Origin of the sequence: Aeromicrobium sp. SORGH_AS_0981 (genome assembly GCF_031453195.1) — a bacterium.
In the GTDB taxonomy this organism is placed as follows: Bacteria; Actinomycetota; Actinomycetes; order Propionibacteriales; family Nocardioidaceae; genus Aeromicrobium.
In genome coordinates this window covers 1-15,614 of record NZ_JAVIZD010000001.1, presented here as the reverse complement: position 1 = coordinate 15,614, position 15,614 = coordinate 1, and the positions used below count along the sequence as shown (strand labels likewise).

The 15,614-nt window shown below is 67.3% G+C and carries 10 protein-coding genes, 1 tRNA gene and 3 rRNA genes; 13 read left to right on the top strand and 1 reads right to left on the bottom strand.

What is annotated here, in order from left to right:
* Window positions 1-50: 50 nt before the first annotated feature.
* Together QE370_RS00070 and QE370_RS00065 are read left to right on the top strand one after the other, a co-directional pair.
* Complete coding sequence (locus QE370_RS00070) at window positions 51-1,475, top strand: hemolysin family protein (RefSeq protein WP_309632981.1); 1,425 nt, start codon at window positions 51-53, stop codon at window positions 1,473-1,475.
* A complete protein-coding gene (locus QE370_RS00065; protein WP_253026886.1) occupies window positions 1,468-2,511 on the top strand; it encodes a hemolysin family protein in 1,044 nt (347 codons plus the stop codon). The genes QE370_RS00070 and QE370_RS00065 overlap by 8 nt, the downstream gene beginning before the upstream one ends.
* Here the strand turns inward: QE370_RS00065 and QE370_RS00060 are convergent.
* Window positions 2,508-3,134 (bottom strand): 5-formyltetrahydrofolate cyclo-ligase, encoded by a 627-nt coding sequence (locus tag QE370_RS00060; RefSeq protein WP_309632980.1) that lies wholly within the window; start codon window positions 3,132-3,134, stop codon window positions 2,508-2,510. The two genes, QE370_RS00065 and QE370_RS00060, sit on opposite strands and share 4 nt — an antisense overlap.
* A gap of 47 nt (window positions 3,135-3,181) precedes the next feature.
* On the opposite strand from QE370_RS00060, the gene QE370_RS00055 reads away from it, so the two are divergent.
* The 11 genes from QE370_RS00055 to QE370_RS00005 all read left to right on the top strand — a co-directional run.
* A complete protein-coding gene (locus QE370_RS00055) occupies window positions 3,182-4,522 on the top strand; it encodes a UTP--glucose-1-phosphate uridylyltransferase (RefSeq protein ID WP_253026894.1) in 1,341 nt (446 codons plus the stop codon).
* Between the two features lie 80 nt (window positions 4,523-4,602).
* Entirely contained in the window at window positions 4,603-5,850 is a 1,248-nt protein-coding gene (glp, locus tag QE370_RS00050) for a gephyrin-like molybdotransferase Glp (protein WP_236749735.1), read from the top strand.
* A gap of 64 nt (window positions 5,851-5,914) precedes the next feature.
* On the top strand, window positions 5,915-6,343 hold the full coding sequence (moaC, locus tag QE370_RS00045) for a cyclic pyranopterin monophosphate synthase MoaC (protein WP_396127828.1): 429 nt from the start codon (window positions 5,915-5,917) through the stop codon (window positions 6,341-6,343).
* Window positions 6,340-6,867 (top strand): molybdenum cofactor biosynthesis protein B, encoded by a 528-nt coding sequence (locus tag QE370_RS00040; RefSeq protein ID WP_253026882.1) that lies wholly within the window; start codon window positions 6,340-6,342, stop codon window positions 6,865-6,867. Before moaC ends, QE370_RS00040 begins: the two co-directional genes overlap by 4 nt.
* Window positions 6,864-7,478: a GNAT family N-acetyltransferase gene (locus QE370_RS00035; RefSeq protein ID WP_067859159.1), complete on the top strand. Its 615-nt coding sequence runs from the start codon at window positions 6,864-6,866 to the stop codon at window positions 7,476-7,478. The genes QE370_RS00040 and QE370_RS00035 overlap by 4 nt, the downstream gene beginning before the upstream one ends.
* Window positions 7,479-7,565: 87 nt before the next feature.
* Window positions 7,566-8,504 carry a hypothetical protein gene (locus QE370_RS00030; protein WP_309632978.1) on the top strand — a complete coding sequence of 313 codons (939 nt, stop codon included), beginning with the start codon at window positions 7,566-7,568 and terminating at the stop codon, window positions 8,502-8,504.
* Window positions 8,505-8,568: 64 nt separating this feature from the next.
* Window positions 8,569-8,641: transfer RNA gene (locus QE370_RS00025), tRNA-Ala, on the top strand.
* Window positions 8,642-9,358: 717 nt separating this feature from the next.
* Window positions 9,359-10,877: ribosomal RNA gene (locus QE370_RS00020) — 16S ribosomal RNA — on the top strand.
* Window positions 10,878-11,230: 353 nt separating this feature from the next.
* Window positions 11,231-14,338, top strand: a 23S ribosomal RNA gene (locus tag QE370_RS00015).
* A 75-nt stretch (window positions 14,339-14,413) separates the two neighbouring features.
* A 5S ribosomal RNA gene (rrf, locus tag QE370_RS00010) occupies window positions 14,414-14,530 on the top strand.
* Together the 16S, 23S and 5S rRNA genes form the textbook arrangement of a ribosomal RNA operon.
* A 67-nt stretch (window positions 14,531-14,597) precedes the next feature.
* On the top strand, window positions 14,598-15,614 hold a 1,017-nt coding region (locus QE370_RS00005; RefSeq protein WP_309632977.1), incomplete at its 3' end, for a tetratricopeptide repeat protein.

The window sequence follows — 15,614 nt, the reverse complement described above, 5'->3', positions numbered from 1 at the left end:
GGTACAGTTCCCTGCATCGTGACCGACCCTGACTCATCCGGGACCCCGTGATGACCGAGCTCCTCCTGCTGGGACTCTCGTTCCTCCTCATGCTCGCGTGCGGCGTCTTCGTGGCGGCCGAGTTCTCGTTCGTGACGGTCGACCGCGCGACGGTCGAGCGCGACGCCGAGCGCGGCGACGCGGGCGCGGCCGGCACCCTCAAGGCGCTGCGCAGCCTGTCGACCCAGCTCAGCGGGGCGCAGCTCGGCATCACCATCACCAACCTGGCGATCGGGTTCCTCGCCGAGCCCGCCATCGGGCGCCTCGCGCGCGGCCCGCTGGAGGACCTCGGCGTCACCGGCGGGGCGCAGAGCGCCGTCGCGTACGGCCTGGCGCTCTTCCTCAGCACCGTCGTCACCATGCTCGTCGGCGAGCTCATCCCGAAGAACCTGGCTCTCGCCCTGCCGCAGCGCGTCGCCGCCGTCGCCCAGCTGCCGCAGCGGGTGTTCACCCGGGTGATGGCCTGGCCGATCCGGTTCCTCAACGGCACGGCCAACCGCACCCTGCAGCGCATGGGCGTCGAGCCGCAGGAGGAGCTGCGCTCGGCCCGCTCGCCGGTGGAGCTGCGCTCGCTCGTGCTGCGCTCCGCCCGCGAGGGGGCCATCGACGACGAGACGGCCGACCTGGTGGCGCGCAGCATCGCCTTCGGCGACCGCACCGCCGCCGACGTCCGCACGCCCCGGGTCCGCGTGCACTTCCTCGACGTCCGCGACACCGCGCTCGACGTCATCGAGGCGGCCCGCCAGACCGGCCACTCCCGGTTCCCCGTCACGGGCCGGTCGCCGGACGACGTCGTGGGCATCGTGCACGTGAAGCAGGCGGTCGCGGTCGATCCCGACCGACGTCGCGGCGTCCGTCTCGGCGACCTGGCCGGTCCCGTCACCACCGTGCCCGACAGCCTCGAGCTCGACCCCCTGCTGGCGCTGCTGCGCGAGCAGGGGATGCAGATGGCGGTCGTCGTCGACGAGTTCGGCGGGACCGACGGCATCGTCACCCTCGAGGACCTCGTCGAGGAGATCGTCGGTGAGGTGCTCGACGAGCACGACCGCGTCGCGAGCCGCAGCCGCCACCGTCCCGACGGTGCCTGGTCGCTCTCGGGTCTCCTGCGGCCCGACGAGGTGCTCGAGCAGACCGGGGTGGCCCTGCCCGAGAGCGAGGACTACGAGACGATCGCCGGCCTGCTGCACGCCGAGCTGGGTCGTCTCGGCGTGCGCGGCGACGTCGTCCACCTGCAGGTCGACCCCACGCCGGACGACGAGGACGACGACCCCGAGCCGCTGCAGGTCTCGCTCACCGTCGAGCGCATGGAGGGTCGCCGGATCGACCGCGTGACCCTGGCCGTGGAGGCCCCCGAGGGTGCTGAAGACGGGGCCGACCCGAGCGGGGCGCGCCCGAGCGGGGCCGACCCGACGCGGGACGGTGACGTCCGTGGGTGACTGGATCGGCGTCGGGCTGACGTTCGTGCTGCTCGCCCTCAACGCCCTGTTCGTCGCTGCGGAGTTCGCGCTCATCTCGGCCCGACGGACCCAGCTCGAGCCTCTCGCGCAGGCCGGGTCGCGCACGGCCCGGCTGGCGCTCAAGGCGGTCGAGAACGTCACGCTCGCGATGGCGGCCGCCCAGCTCGGCATCACGATCTGCTCGCTCGGCCTAGGTGCCATCAGCGAGCCCGCGCTCGCGCACCTGATGGAGCCGGCGTTCGAGCTCGCCCACGTGCCCGAGAGCCTCGTGCACCCGATCTCGTTCGTGATCGCGCTGTCGGTGGTCGTCTTCCTGCACGTCGTGTTCGGCGAGATGGTGCCCAAGAACCTCGCGCTCGTGCAGCCCGACCGCGCCGCGCTCGTGCTGGGTCCGTTCATGCTGCTCGTCATCGCCGTGCTGCGGCCGCTCGTCGTCGTGCTCAACGGCATCGCCAACCTCGCGGTCCGCCTGCTCGGCGTGCAGCCGGTGGAGGAGGTCGCCTCGACCTACTCCCACGACGAGGTCGCGGGCCTCGTCGACGAGTCGCGTCGCGAGGGTCTGCTCGACGACGACGAGTACGGGCTCGTGCAGGGTGCCCTGGAGTTCCACGACGGACGGGTCGAGCAGGTGCTGCTGCCGCGCGACGGACTCGTGACCGTCGCACCGGAGGCGACGCCGGCCGACGTCGAGCGGGCGTGCGCCGACACCGGCTTCTCGCGCTTCCCCGTCGTCGACGCCGACGGCGACCTCGCCGGCTACCTGCACATCAAGGACGTGCTCGAGACCGACGACGTCGCGCGCCGCGCGCCCATCGCCGACAAGTGGCTGCGGCCGCTGTCGACCGTCGGGGCGGGGTCGGGGCTCTACGAGGCGCTGCGGGTCATGCAGGCCAAGGGCTCCCACATGGCGCGGGTGGCCGACGGGTCCGGGCAAGTGCTCGGCGTGATCATGCTCGAGGACGTGCTGGAGGAGCTCGTGGGCGAGATCCGCGACGCGGAGCGGCTCGGGAGCTAGACCGGCGCCTCGGGCACGCGGAACACGCCGTTCTCGGTGACGACCACGTCGACCGGCAGGTCGTGCGGCTCGTGCGGCACCTCGGCCAGGAGCTCCTCGGCGTGCACGACGGCCACCAGCAGCGGCCGACGCCGCTGGGGGAGGCCGGCCAGGGCGCGGTCGTAGTAGCCGGCACCCCGGCCCAGCCGACGGCCGGCGTGGTCGACGGCCAGCGCGGGCAGCACGACGACGTCGACGGTGCCGAGCGCGTCGTCGGGGAGCGTCGCGCCCACCGGTTCCTCGACGCCGAGCCGCGAGCGGGTGGTCGGGACCGCAGGGTCGTGCGACGCCCAGGCCAGGGAGCCGTCGCTTCGGCTGACCGGCACGAGGACCTCCACGCCGCGCTCGAGCAGGCCCGCGAGCAGCCCCTCCGTGCCGGGCTCGCCGGGCATCGAGCGGTACGCGGCGACGCGACGGGCGCGGACCACCGACGGCAGCGCGAGGAGGTGGGCGGCGACCGCGTCGTCGACGGCTCGACGCTGCTCGGGGTCGCGACGACGGCGGGCGTCCAGCAGTCGCGGACGCACCGCCCGCTTCTGCTCGGCGGCCGCGTCGTTCCGCTGACGCGCGCCCGGACGGTCCATACGTCTAGCCTAGGCGCGTGGACGGACTCGAGCTCGCACGGAGCACCATGGAACGCGCCGGCGTGGCGGCACCCGCGATCGAGGTCTTCAGCGACTTCTACCGTCAGCTCGAGGGCGGTGCCACCGGCCTCGTCCGCGAGGCCGACGTCGACCCGCTGGTCGACGTGGACCGCGCCGCCGACGTCACCTTCGACCTCGACGCGCAGCGCGAGGCCGCCGCGGTGACGGCCGTCGTCAAGCTCAACGGCGGGCTGGGGACGTCGATGGGCATGGACCGGGCCAAGAGCCTGCTCCCCGTCCGCTCCGACCTCACCTTCCTCGACATCATCGCCCGCCAGGTGCTCCAGGTCCGGCGCGACCTCGACGTGACGCTGCCGCTGCTGTTCATGCACAGCTTCCGCACGCAGGACGACTCGCTGGCACGGCTGCGGCAGCACGAGGGCCTCGAGGTCGAGGGCCTGCCGCTCGACTTCCTGCAGAACCGCGAGCCGAAGCTGCGCGCGGACGACCTCACCCCCGTGCAGTGGCCCGCCGACCCGGCGCTCGAGTGGTGCCCGCCCGGGCACGGCGACCTCTACACGGCGCTGCTCGTCTCGGGCGTGCTGGAGCAGCTCGTGGCCGCCGGCTACCGGTACGCCACCGTCTCGAACGCCGACAACCTCGGCGCGGCGCCCGACCCGTCGATGATGGCGTGGTTCGCCTCGACCGGAGCGCCGTACGCCGCCGAGGTCTGCCGGCGCACGCCCGCCGACGTCAAGGGCGGCCACCTCGTCGTCCGCCGCGCCGACGGACGCCTCGTGCTCCGCGAGACCGCGCAGACGGCCGACGAGGACGCAGCGCTCGCGGCCGACGCGGACCGGCACCCGTTCTTCCACACGAACAACCTGTGGTTCGACCTGCCTCGGCTGCTCGACACGCTCACCGAGCGCAACGGCGTGCTCGGCCTGCCCCTCATCCGCAACGAGAAGACCGTCGACCCCACCGACAAGACGTCGCCGAAGGTCGTGCAGATCGAGTCGGCCATGGGTGCCGCCGTGGAGGTCTTCGACGGCGCCACCGCCATCGAGGTCGAGCGCTCGCGCTTCCTGCCCGTCAAGACGACCAACGACCTGCTGCTGCTCCGCTCGGACGTGTTCGGCCTGGGCGACGACAGCCGGCTGCGCGCCACCGTCGACCCGCGGCCGCTCGTCGACCTCGACCGCCGCTTCTACACGACCATCGCCGACTTCGACGCCCGCATCCCGCACGCGCCCTCGCTCGCCGGGGCGTCGTCGCTGACGGTGCGCGGCGACTGGCACTTCGGGCGCGACGTGGTGGTCACCGGCGACGCGACCCTGGACGACGACGGCACGGCACGCAGCGTCCCGCAGGGTGCCCGGTTAGGCTGACGCCCATGTCTTCCGACGCAGGGAACGAGGCCGCTCCGCCGTCCGGCGACGCTGCTCCACCCCGGGGACCGCGTCCGCGCGTGCGTCCGGAGAGCGTGCCCGACGGCTTCCTCACCGTCGAGGACCACCTGGAGAAGATCCTGCGCGGCATCGGCCCGCTCGAGCCGTACGACCAGCCGGTCGTGGAGTCGCTCGGCCTGCCGCTGCACGCCGACGTGCACGCCCCGATCTCCCTGCCCCGCTTCGACAACTCCGCCATGGACGGGTACGCCGTCCGCGCCGAGGACCTCGCCCAGGCCACGTCGGCCACGCCCGTCGAGCTGCCGGTCGTGGCCGACATCTACGCGGGGTCGAGCCGGCCGTTCGCGATCTCGCCGGGCACCGCCGTCAAGATCATGACGGGTGCGCCGGTCCCGCGCGGCGCGGACGCCGTCGTGCCGTTCGAGGCCACCGACCGCGGCAACGCGCGGGTGCGGTTCACCGAGGCGGTGCGCGAGGGCCAGCACGTCCGTCGGGCCGGCAGCGACGTCGGCCAGGGCGACCTCGTCCTCCCGGCCGGCACCGTCGTCGGCCCGCGGGAGGCAGGGCTGCTGGCCTCGCTCGGCCTGGGTCGGGTCGCCGCCCGACCGCGACCGCGCGTCGTGGTGCTGTCCACCGGCAACGAGCTCCGCGAGCCGGGCGCCCACCTCGACTTCGACTCCATCTACGACGGCAACAGCTACATGCTCGCCGCCGCCGTGCGGGCGGCCGGGGCGATCGCGTACCGCGTGGGCGCCATCGGTGACGACCCGCGCACCTTCCGACGCACGCTGTCCGAGCAGCTCGTCCGCGCCGACCTCGTCGTGACGAGCGGCGGCATCAGCGAGGGCGAGAAGGACGTCGTCAAGGAGACGCTGTCGGCGCTCGGCACGGTCGCCTTCCCGAAGGTCGCCATGCAGCCGGGCAAGCCGCAGGGCTTCGGCACGATCTTCGACGAGCAGACCCCGATCATCACGCTGCCCGGCAACCCGGTCTCGGCCTACGTGTCCTTCGAGGTGTTCGTGCTCCCGGCCATCCGCCGGCTCATGGGCCTCACGCCGTACCGCCGGCCCATGGTGCACGCCGTGCTCACCCAGGACATCGCCTCCATCCCCGGGCGTCGCCAGTACGTCCGCGGCGTCTTCGAGGTCACCCACCGCGGCGCCAAGGTGACCCCCCTCGGGGGCCACGGGTCGCACCTGCTCGGGTCCCTCGCCCAGGCGAACGCCCTGATCGTCGTGGGCGAGGACGAGACCGCCCTGAACCTGGGCGACACCGTCCGCACCCTCGTCCTCGACAGGCCGTTCTGACGTGACCGGTCCGGAGCCGTCCGCCCCGCGGCTGACGCACGTCGACGAGACCGGCGCGGCCCGGATGGTCGACGTCGGCGCCAAGGACGTCAGCCGCCGCGCGGCGACCGCGCGTGGTCGCGTCGAGGTGTCCGCCGAGGTCGTGGCGCTCCTGCGCGGCGAGGGCGTGCCGAAGGGCGACGCCCTCGGCGTCGCACGGGTCGCCGGGATCATGGGCGCGAAGCGCACGCCCGACCTCGTCCCGCTCTGCCACCCCATCGCGATCAGCGGCGTCGAGGTCGACCTCCACGTCGCCGACGACGCCGTCGAGATCACGGCCAGCGTCCGCACCACCGACCGCACGGGCGTCGAGATGGAGGCGCTCACCTCGGTCACCGTCGCCGCCCTGACGGTCGTCGACATGGTCAAGGCCGTCGACAAGCGGGCGCGCATCACCGACGTCGAGGTCGTCGCCAAGGCCGGCGGACGCAGCGGCGACTGGGACGTCCGATGAGCGGCGCCACCGGCGGCCGACGCGGCGCCGTCGTCGTCGCGTCCAACCGCGCGGCCGCGGGCGTCTACGAGGACACGACCGGACCGCTGCTCGTCGACGCGCTCCGTTCCTGGGGCTTCGAGACCGGCGACGCGGCCGTCGTGCCCGACGGCGACCCGGTCGGGCACGCCGTCGCCGACGCCGTGGCGTCGGGTGTGGCGGTGGTGCTGACCACCGGCGGCACCGGCATCAGCCCCACCGACCGGACGCCCGAGGTGACCCGGCCGCTGCTCGACCGCGAGCTGCCCGGCCTGGCCGAGGCGCTGCGTGCCGCGGGGGTCGCCAAGGGCGTCCCGACCGCCGTCCTTTCGCGAGGTCTGGCCGGCGTCGCTCGGAGCACCCTCGTCGTCAACCTGCCCGGCTCCCGCGGGGGCGTGAAGGACGCCATCCAGGTGCTTGCCGACGTCGTCCCGCACGCCGTCGACCAGCTGGCCGGCGGAGACCACGCCGGCCCGGACCACCCGGGACCACAGGCGTCGGCATGAAGGGCTGGCCCGTCGAGCTCACGCACGGCGACGTCGGGGTGCGGCCCTTGCGGCGCTCCGACGCCCGCGCCTGGGCACGGCTGCGCCGGGCCGACGTCGCGTGGCTGTCGCCGTGGGAGGCCACGCTGCCGCCCGGCGGGGGAGCGGCCCCGCTGTCGTACCGCGCCATGATCGTGACGCAGCGGCGTCGCGCGCGCCAGGGTCGGGCGATGCCCTTCGTCGTCACCTGGCGTGGCGAGATGGTCGGCCAGGTCACCGTCAACGGCATCTCCTGGGGCTCTGCCCGGTGGGCGAGCATCGGCTACTGGATCGCACGACGTCATGCCGGCCGCGGGATCACGCCCGTCGCCGTCGCCCTCGTCGTCGACCACCTGCTCGACACCGTCGGCCTGCACCGGGTCGAGATCTCCATCCGGCCGGAGAACGAGGCCAGCCTGCGCGTCGTGCAGAAGCTCGGCCTCGACGAGGTCGGGCTGGCGCGCGGATACCTGCACATCGACGGCGCCTGGCGCGACCACCGGGTCTTCCAGGTGCTCGCCGACGACCGTCCGGGCCGGCTGCTGGAGCGCGTGACCCGCGACGACGAGGCGCGACGTCGGTCGCCGTCGTGAGTCACGCCTGCCACATCCGTCACAAACTTCACGCGACACACGACTGACCTGCGGAGATTCCCCCGGCGGGCGACCTACGGTTGATCCGTGGGTGCCAATGGACTGATCGTCGCGTTCGTCGTCGCCGTGTGGGCGGCGTACTTCGTGCCGCTCGTCCTGCGTCGGTACGACGAGGCGAGCTCCTCGGAGTCCCTGGAGTCGCTCAGCCCGTTGAGCCGCGTCATCTCCCGTCGCGGCCACGGCGAGCCGACCGAGGACGCCACCGACGAGGTGCCCCTCTCGGCGCCGGTCGACACTCCCACGACCGCCGCCGAGCCGACCCCGAAGGCCCCCACCGTGACCGAGACCCCGACCGCCCGCCGTGACGCGCCGACCCGCCGTGCCGCGGTCGTCGCCGCCCGTCGCCGCCGTCGCACGCTGCTGACCCTGCTGACCGCGCTCGCCGTGGTGGGTGGGCTCGCCGGCTTCTCCGTCGTCTCACCGGTCTGGGTAGCCGCACCGGTCGCCCTGGTGGTGGCCTGGCTCGTCGCCTGCCGTGTGCAGGTCAGGGCCGAGCGTGGCATCAGCCGTCCGGCGACGGAGCGTCGTCCGCTCTCCTCCCGACTGCCGTCCGTCAAGCTCCCGGCGCGCGACACCGCTGCCGAGCGAGCCTCGCGCCGAGCCGTGCCGCGCACGCCCGACGAGGAGCACACCGTCGTCGTCTCGCACCAGTTCGAGGACGTCGAGCCCGACCGCAAGCACGTCATGGAGCGGGCGGAGCTGCCGGTCGACGCCCTCGAGGAGAAGCTGCAGATCGCCGTGCCGTCGGTCAGCACCGCCGGGACCGCCCTCTGGGACCCGCTGCCGGTCACGTTGCCCACCTACGTCACCAAGCCGCGCGTCGGCCGCACCGTCCGCACCATCGACTTCGACGCGCCGGGTGCCTGGACGTCCGGACACGTCGAGGGCGAGGACGTGGAGCTGCCGGGTCGCGCACGGTCCGCGCAGGCGGCTCCCGAGACGTCGCGTCGCGCGTCGGGGGAGTAGTCCTCGGAGCCGTGCGGACCCCCTGCGGGACGAGACGGCACGGGTGCTAACCTGATCCAGACCTGGGGCATTGGCGCAGTTGGTAGCGCGCTTCGTTCGCATCGAAGAGGTCAGGAGTTCGAATCTCCTATGCTCCACCCGCACCACGAAGAGCCTCCCAGCACGGCTGGGGGGCTCTTCGTCGTCTCCGGGGCCACAGATCGCGAGCGCTCCTCGGCCGCAGGCCGAGTGGGGTCGCGCGGTCCTGCTCGGTGTCGCTGACCCTCGGAACGACACGTGGCGCGTGCGACCGTGCCGGGCCCGCGCGGCTCCGCCGGCCCCGAGGCGTGCATACTGCGACAGCACGATGCCGTCGTTCCAGGGTTTTCTGGACCTCCACGACCGTGCGGGAGGCGCAAGGAGGGGGGTGGTTTGACGGCCCCAGGAGGGGGTGTGTAATGTTCTTCTTGTTGCACCGCACGGCGGGGCGCAAGGCCAGAAGGCCGGGTGTCCGGTGGGTGTGACCCGCTTGAACCGAAACGATCAATGCCAGGTTCGTCTGGAGACTGATCGCTGACAACGGCGAGCGAGGACTGGAAGAATGCGAGCTTGTCTCGCCCGAACCAGTCAAGTAGGTTTGACCAGCCCCTGGTGGGTGGGCCCTGATGTGGGTCTGTCTGGTGGGTGTGCGTCTGATGTTTGAGAACTCAACAGTGTGCTAAAAGTCGACGAGAAGTAATCAGTTTTACCCCCGTCGGCAGATGCGGTGCCTCGTTTTTGGGGTGTTGTGTGTGTCGCGGTGGCAATTCCGACAATTTTGACTGTCAGCAGTCAGTTTGCCGGGTCATTTTGATGTTGGCCCCTTGTGGGGTTTTTCAACGGAGAGTTTGATCCTGGCTCAGGACGAACGCTGGCGGCGTGCTTAACACATGCAAGTCGAGCGGTAAGGCCCTTTCGGGGGTACACGAGCGGCGAACGGGTGAGTAACACGTGAGCAACCTGCCCTTCTCTTTGGAATAAGCGTTGGAAACGACGTCTAATGCCGAATATGACCCTTCACTGCATGGTGGGGGGTGGAAAGCTCTGGCGGAGAAGGATGGGCTCGCGGCCTATCAGCTTGTTGGTGTGGGTAATGGCCCACCAAGGCGACGACGGGTAGCCGGCCTGAGAGGGTGACCGGCCACACTGGGACTGAGACACGGCCCAGACTCCTACGGGAGGCAGCAGTGGGGAATATTGGACAATGGGCGAAAGCCTGATCCAGCAACGCCGCGTGAGGGATGACGGCCTTCGGGTTGTAAACCTCTTTCAGCAGGGACGAAGCGAGAGTGACGGTACCTGCAGAAGAAGGACCGGCCAACTACGTGCCAGCAGCCGCGGTAATACGTAGGGTCCGAGCGTTGTCCGGAATTATTGGGCGTAAAGGGCTCGTAGGCGGTTTGTCGCGTCGGGAGTGAAAACTCAGGGCTCAACCCTGAGCGTGCTTCCGATACGGGCAGACTAGAGGTATGCAGGGGAGAACGGAATTCCTGGTGTAGCGGTGGAATGCGCAGATATCAGGAGGAACACCGGTGGCGAAGGCGGTTCTCTGGGCATTACCTGACGCTGAGGAGCGAAAGCATGGGGAGCGAACAGGATTAGATACCCTGGTAGTCCATGCCGTAAACGTTGGGCGCTAGGTGTGGGGACCTTCCACGGTTTCCGTGCCGCAGCTAACGCATTAAGCGCCCCGCCTGGGGAGTACGGCCGCAAGGCTAAAACTCAAAGGAATTGACGGGGGCCCGCACAAGCGGCGGAGCATGCTGATTAATTCGATGCAACGCGAAGAACCTTACCTGGGTTTGACATATGCCGGAAAGCTGCAGAGATGTGGCCCCCCTTGTGGTCGGTATACAGGTGGTGCATGGCTGTCGTCAGCTCGTGTCGTGAGATGTTGGGTTAAGTCCCGCAACGAGCGCAACCCTCGTCCTATGTTGCCAGCACGTGATGGTGGGGACTCATAGGAGACTGCCGGGGTCAACTCGGAGGAAGGTGGGGATGACGTCAAGTCTTCATGCCCCTTATGTCCAGGGCTTCAAGCATGCTACAATGGCCGGTACAAAGGGCTGCGAAACCGTAAGGTGGAGCGAATCCCAAAAAGCCGGTCTCAGTTCGGATTGGGGTCTGCAACTCGACCCCATGAAGTCGGAGTCGCTAGTAATCGCAGATCAGCAACGCTGCGGTGAATACGTTCCCGGGCCTTGTACACACCGCCCGTCACGTCATGAAAGTCGGCAACACCCGAAGCCGGTGGCCCAACCCTTGTGGAGGGAGCCGTCGAAGGTGGGGCTGGCGATTGGGACGAAGTCGTAACAAGGTAGCCGTACCGGAAGGTGCGGCTGGATCACCTCCTTTCTAAGGAGCTTTTGGCTCACCGGCATCGTCTGGTGGGTCCATATGTGCTGGTCGTGGGCGAATGTCCTGCGCAGTGCAGCTCACTAGTGGACGTCGATTAGTTGGCCGGTCGTTGACTGGTGCTTGTCAGTACACCTCTTCCTTCGGGCAGGGGCAGGAACCTCGAGTATCTGGTGGCGGTCGCGCTTAGCACACTGTTGGGTCCTGAAGGATCAGCCGTTGGTTGGGTCTTCTTGGACCGTTCTTCCCGGTGAACCGCCCGCTTGTTGGTGGGTAGGCGTCGGATCGGAGTGCGGGACCGGACGTATCTTGAGAACTTCACAGTGGACGCGAGCATCTTGTAGCAATGTATGTAACAAGCTACTAAGTGCACATGGTGGATGCCTTGGCATCGAGAGCCGATGAAGGACGTTGGAGTCTGCGAAAAGCCCCGGGGAGGTGACAACCGACCTGTGATCCGGGGATGTCCGAATGGGGAAACCCACCTGGAGGAAAGTCCAGGTACCTGCGCCTGAACACATAGGGCGTGTGGAGGGAACGCGGGGAAGTGAAACATCTCAGTACCCGCAGGAAGAGAAAACAACCGTGATTCCGGAAGTAGTGGCGAGCGAAACCGGAAGAGGCTAAACCCTAGTGATGTGATAGCCGGCAGGCGTTGTCACTGGGGGGTCGTGGGGCCGAACTGCTGAGACTGCCGTATCAGCGAAGAGTCATAAACCATGAGTGAAGACGAGAGACCGACTGGAAAGTCGTGGCATAGAGGGTGATACCCCCGTAGTCGTAAGCTCATGGCTCTTGTTCGTTACCCCGAGTAACACCGAACCCCTGAAATTCGGTGTGAATCTGGCGGGACCACCCGTTAAGCCTAAATACTCCTCGATGACCGATAGCGGACTAGTACCGTGAGGGAAAGGTGAAAAGTACCCCGGGAGGGGAGTGAAAGAGTACCTGAAACCATGTGCATACAATCCGTTGGAGCTCTTCCTTGTGAAGGGTGACAGCGTGCCTTTTGAAGAATGAGCCTGCGAGTTAGCGTGGTGTAGCGAGGTTAAGGCGAGGGCCGTAGCCGTAGCGAAAGCGAGTCCGAAGAGGGCGTTTGAGTTGCACCATCTAGACCCGAAGCGGAGTGATCTATCCATGGGCAGGTTGAAGCGCGGGTAAGACCGCGTGGAGGACCGAACCCACCTAGGTTAAAAACTGGGGGGATGACCTGTGGATAGGGGTGAAAGGCCAATCAAACTCCGTGATAGCTGGTTCTCCCCGAAATGCATTTAGGTGCAGCGTTGCGTGTTTCTTGTCGGAGGTAGAGCACTGGATGGGCTAGGGGGCCTACAAGCTTACTGAACTCAGCCAAACTCCGAATGCCGATAAGTGAGAGCGCAGCAGTGAGACTGCGGGGGATAAGCTCCGTAGTCGAGAGGGAAACAGCCCAGACCATCAGCTAAGGTCCCCAAGAGATTGCTAAGTGGAAAAGGATGTGAAGTCGCAGAGACAACCAGGAGGTTGGCTTAGAAGCAGCCACCCTTGAAAGAGTGCGTAATAGCTCACTGGTCAAGTGATTTCGCGCCGACAATGTAGCGGGGCTCAAGCAATCCACCGAAGCTATGGCATTCGCGCATGAACCAGGCCTTCGTGGTCCAGGTGCGTGGATGGGTAGGGGAGCGTCGTGTCGCGAGTGAAGCGGCGGGGTAACCCAGTCGTGGACGCGACACGAGTGAGAATGCAGGCATGAGTAGCGAATGAGGAGTGAGAAACTCCTCCACCGGATGACCAAGGGTTCCAGGGTCAAGCTAATCTTCCCTGGGTAAGTCGGGACCTAAGGCGAGGCCGACAGGCGTAGTCGATGGACAACGGGCTGATATTCCCGTACCGGCACTGAAGCGACCCTGCTGAATCCAGTGATGCTAAGTGCCCGAAACCGGTCTCCAGCTCCTTCGGGAGCATTGACCGGCAGAGCGCATGACCCGAACTGGTACTAGGCAAGCAATGGTGTGACGCAGGAAGGTAGCTCAACCGCGGCGATGGTAGACCGCGGCCAAGGTCGTAGGGCGAACGGTAGGCAAATCCGCCGTTCACATGCCTGAGAGCTGATGGGGAGACGTTTTAGTCGAAGTGAGTGATCCTATGCTGCCGAGAAAAGCATCTAGCGATGTTTCAGAGCCGCCCGTACCCCAAACCGACTCAGGTGGTCAGGTAGAGAATACTAAGGTGATCGAGTGAATCATGGTTAAGGAACTCGGCAAAATGCCCCCGTAACTTCGGGAGAAGGGGGGCCGGATTCGTCAGTGGACTTGCTCCACGAAGCGTTGAAGGCCGCAGAGACCAGGCCCAAGCGACTGTTTACTAAAAACACAGGTCCGTGCTAAGTCGAAAGACGCCGTATACGGACTGACTCCTGCCCGGTGCTGGAAGGTTAAGGGGACGTGTTAGCGCAAGCGAAGCACAGAACTTAAGCCCCAGTAAACGGCGGTGGTAACTATAACCATCCTAAGGTAGCGAAATTCCTTGTCGGGTAAGTTCCGACCTGCACGAATGGAGTAACGACTTGGGCGCTGTCTCAACCATGAACTCGGCGAAATTGCACTACGAGTAAAGATGCTCGTTACGCGCGGCAGGACGGAAAGACCCCGGGACCTTTACTATAGTTTGGTATTGGTGTTTGGTTCGACTTGTGTAGGATAGGTGGGAGACTGTGAAGCTCGGACGCCAGTTCGAGTGGAGTCATCGTTGAAATACCACTCTGGTCGTACTAGATATCTAACCTAGGTCCGTTATCCGGATCAGGGACAGTGCCTGATGGGTAGTTTAACTGGGGCGGTTGCCTCCTAAAATGTAACGGAGGCGCCCAAAGGTTCCCTCAGCCTGGTTGGCAATCAGGTTTCGAGTGTAAGTGCACAAGGGAGCTTGACTGTGAGAGTGACAGCTCGAGCAGGGACGAAAGTCGGGACTAGTGATCCGGCGCTGGCATGTGGAAGCGGCGTCGCTCAACGGATAAAAGGTACCCCGGGGATAACAGGCTGATCTTCCCCAAGAGTCCATATCGACGGGATGGTTTGGCACCTCGATGTCGGCTCGTCGCATCCTGGGGCCGTAGCAGGTCCCAAGGGTTGGGCTGTTCGCCCATTAAAGCGGCACGCGAGCTGGGTTTAGAACGTCGTGAGACAGTTCGGTCCCTATCCGCCGCGCGCGTAGGAAACTTGAGAAAGGCTGTCCCTAGTACGAGAGGACCGGGATGGACGAACCTCTGGTGTGCCAGTTGTTCTGCCAAGAGCACGGCTGGTTGGCTACGTTCGGAAGTGATAACCGCTGAAAGCATCTAAGCGGGAAGCACGTTTCAAGATGAGGTTTCCCACTGGTTTACCAGGTAAGGCCCCCAGCAGACCACTGGGTTGATAGGCCGGAAGTGGAAGTGCAGCAATGCATGGAGCTGACCGGTACTAATAGGCCGAGGGCTTGTTTCACTACAACAAGAGCATGCGCGTCCACTGTGAGGTTCCCGAGATATGAGTCGGGAACGATTGATATCTCCATAGAGTTTCGGCGGCCATGGCGAAGGGGAAATACCCGGTTACATTCCGAACCCGGAAGTCAAGCCCTTCAGCGCCGATGGTACTGCGCGGGAGACTGCGTGGGAGAGTAGGACGCCGCCGGACAATCATTACGCACAAGGCCGCCCCCACCCGGGGGCGGCCTTGCTGCATTTCACCAGGAGTACAAGGAATGAACCAGTCCTCTGGACGCGGCCCCGACCGCCGAAACCACACCGGCAGACCCGCCAAGCCCGGCGACACGCGTGGAAGCAAGCCCGCCGACCGGCGCGACGGCAAGCCCGCCGACCGGCGTGACGGCAAGCCCGCAGAGTCCCGTGGCGGCAAGCCCGCCGACCGGCGCAGCGGCGGCAAGCCCAGCGACCGTCGTGGCGGCAAGCCCGGCGACACCCGTAAAGGCAAGCCCGGCGACCGGCGTGGCGGCAAGCCCGCAGAGTCCCGCGGTGGCAAGCCCGGCGACCGGCGTGGCGGCCCGACCCGCAGCCGCGACCGCGAGGAACGCACCACCGACCAGCAGACCTACGACGGACCCCCCATCCCCGACGACATCGCCGCCACCGACCTGGACCGCTACGCCCGCGACCAGCTCTCCAACCTCCCCGCCAAGCTCGCCGACCGCGTCGCCCGCCACCTCATCATGGCCGGCCTCCTCCTCGACGAAGACCCCGAAACCGCCTACGCCCACGCCCTCGCAGCCCGCGCCCGCGCACCCCGCAACGCCCTCATCCGCGAAGCCTGCGGCGAAACCGCCTACGCAGCCGGCCACTACGCCCAAGCCCTCGCCGAACTCCGCGCCGCCCGCCGCATCAACGGCCAACACCTCTACGCCCCCATGATGGCCGACTGCGAACGCGCCCTCGGCCGACCCACCCAAGCCCTCACCTACGACACCCCCACCACCCGCAACCACCTCGACCAAACCGGCAACATCGAACTCACCATCGTCATCGCCGGCGCCCGCCGAGACCTCGGCCAACACCAAGCCGCCCTCCAACTCCTCCAAACCGAACCCCTCCACACCACCACCCGCGCCCCCTGGGCCACCCGCCTCAAATACACCTACGCCGACACCCTCCACACCACCGGCAACACCCACGAAGCCCTCCAATGGTTCCACCGCGTCATCGCCACCGACCCCCACCACACCACCGACGCACCCCAACGCATCACCCAACTCGAACAAGAACTG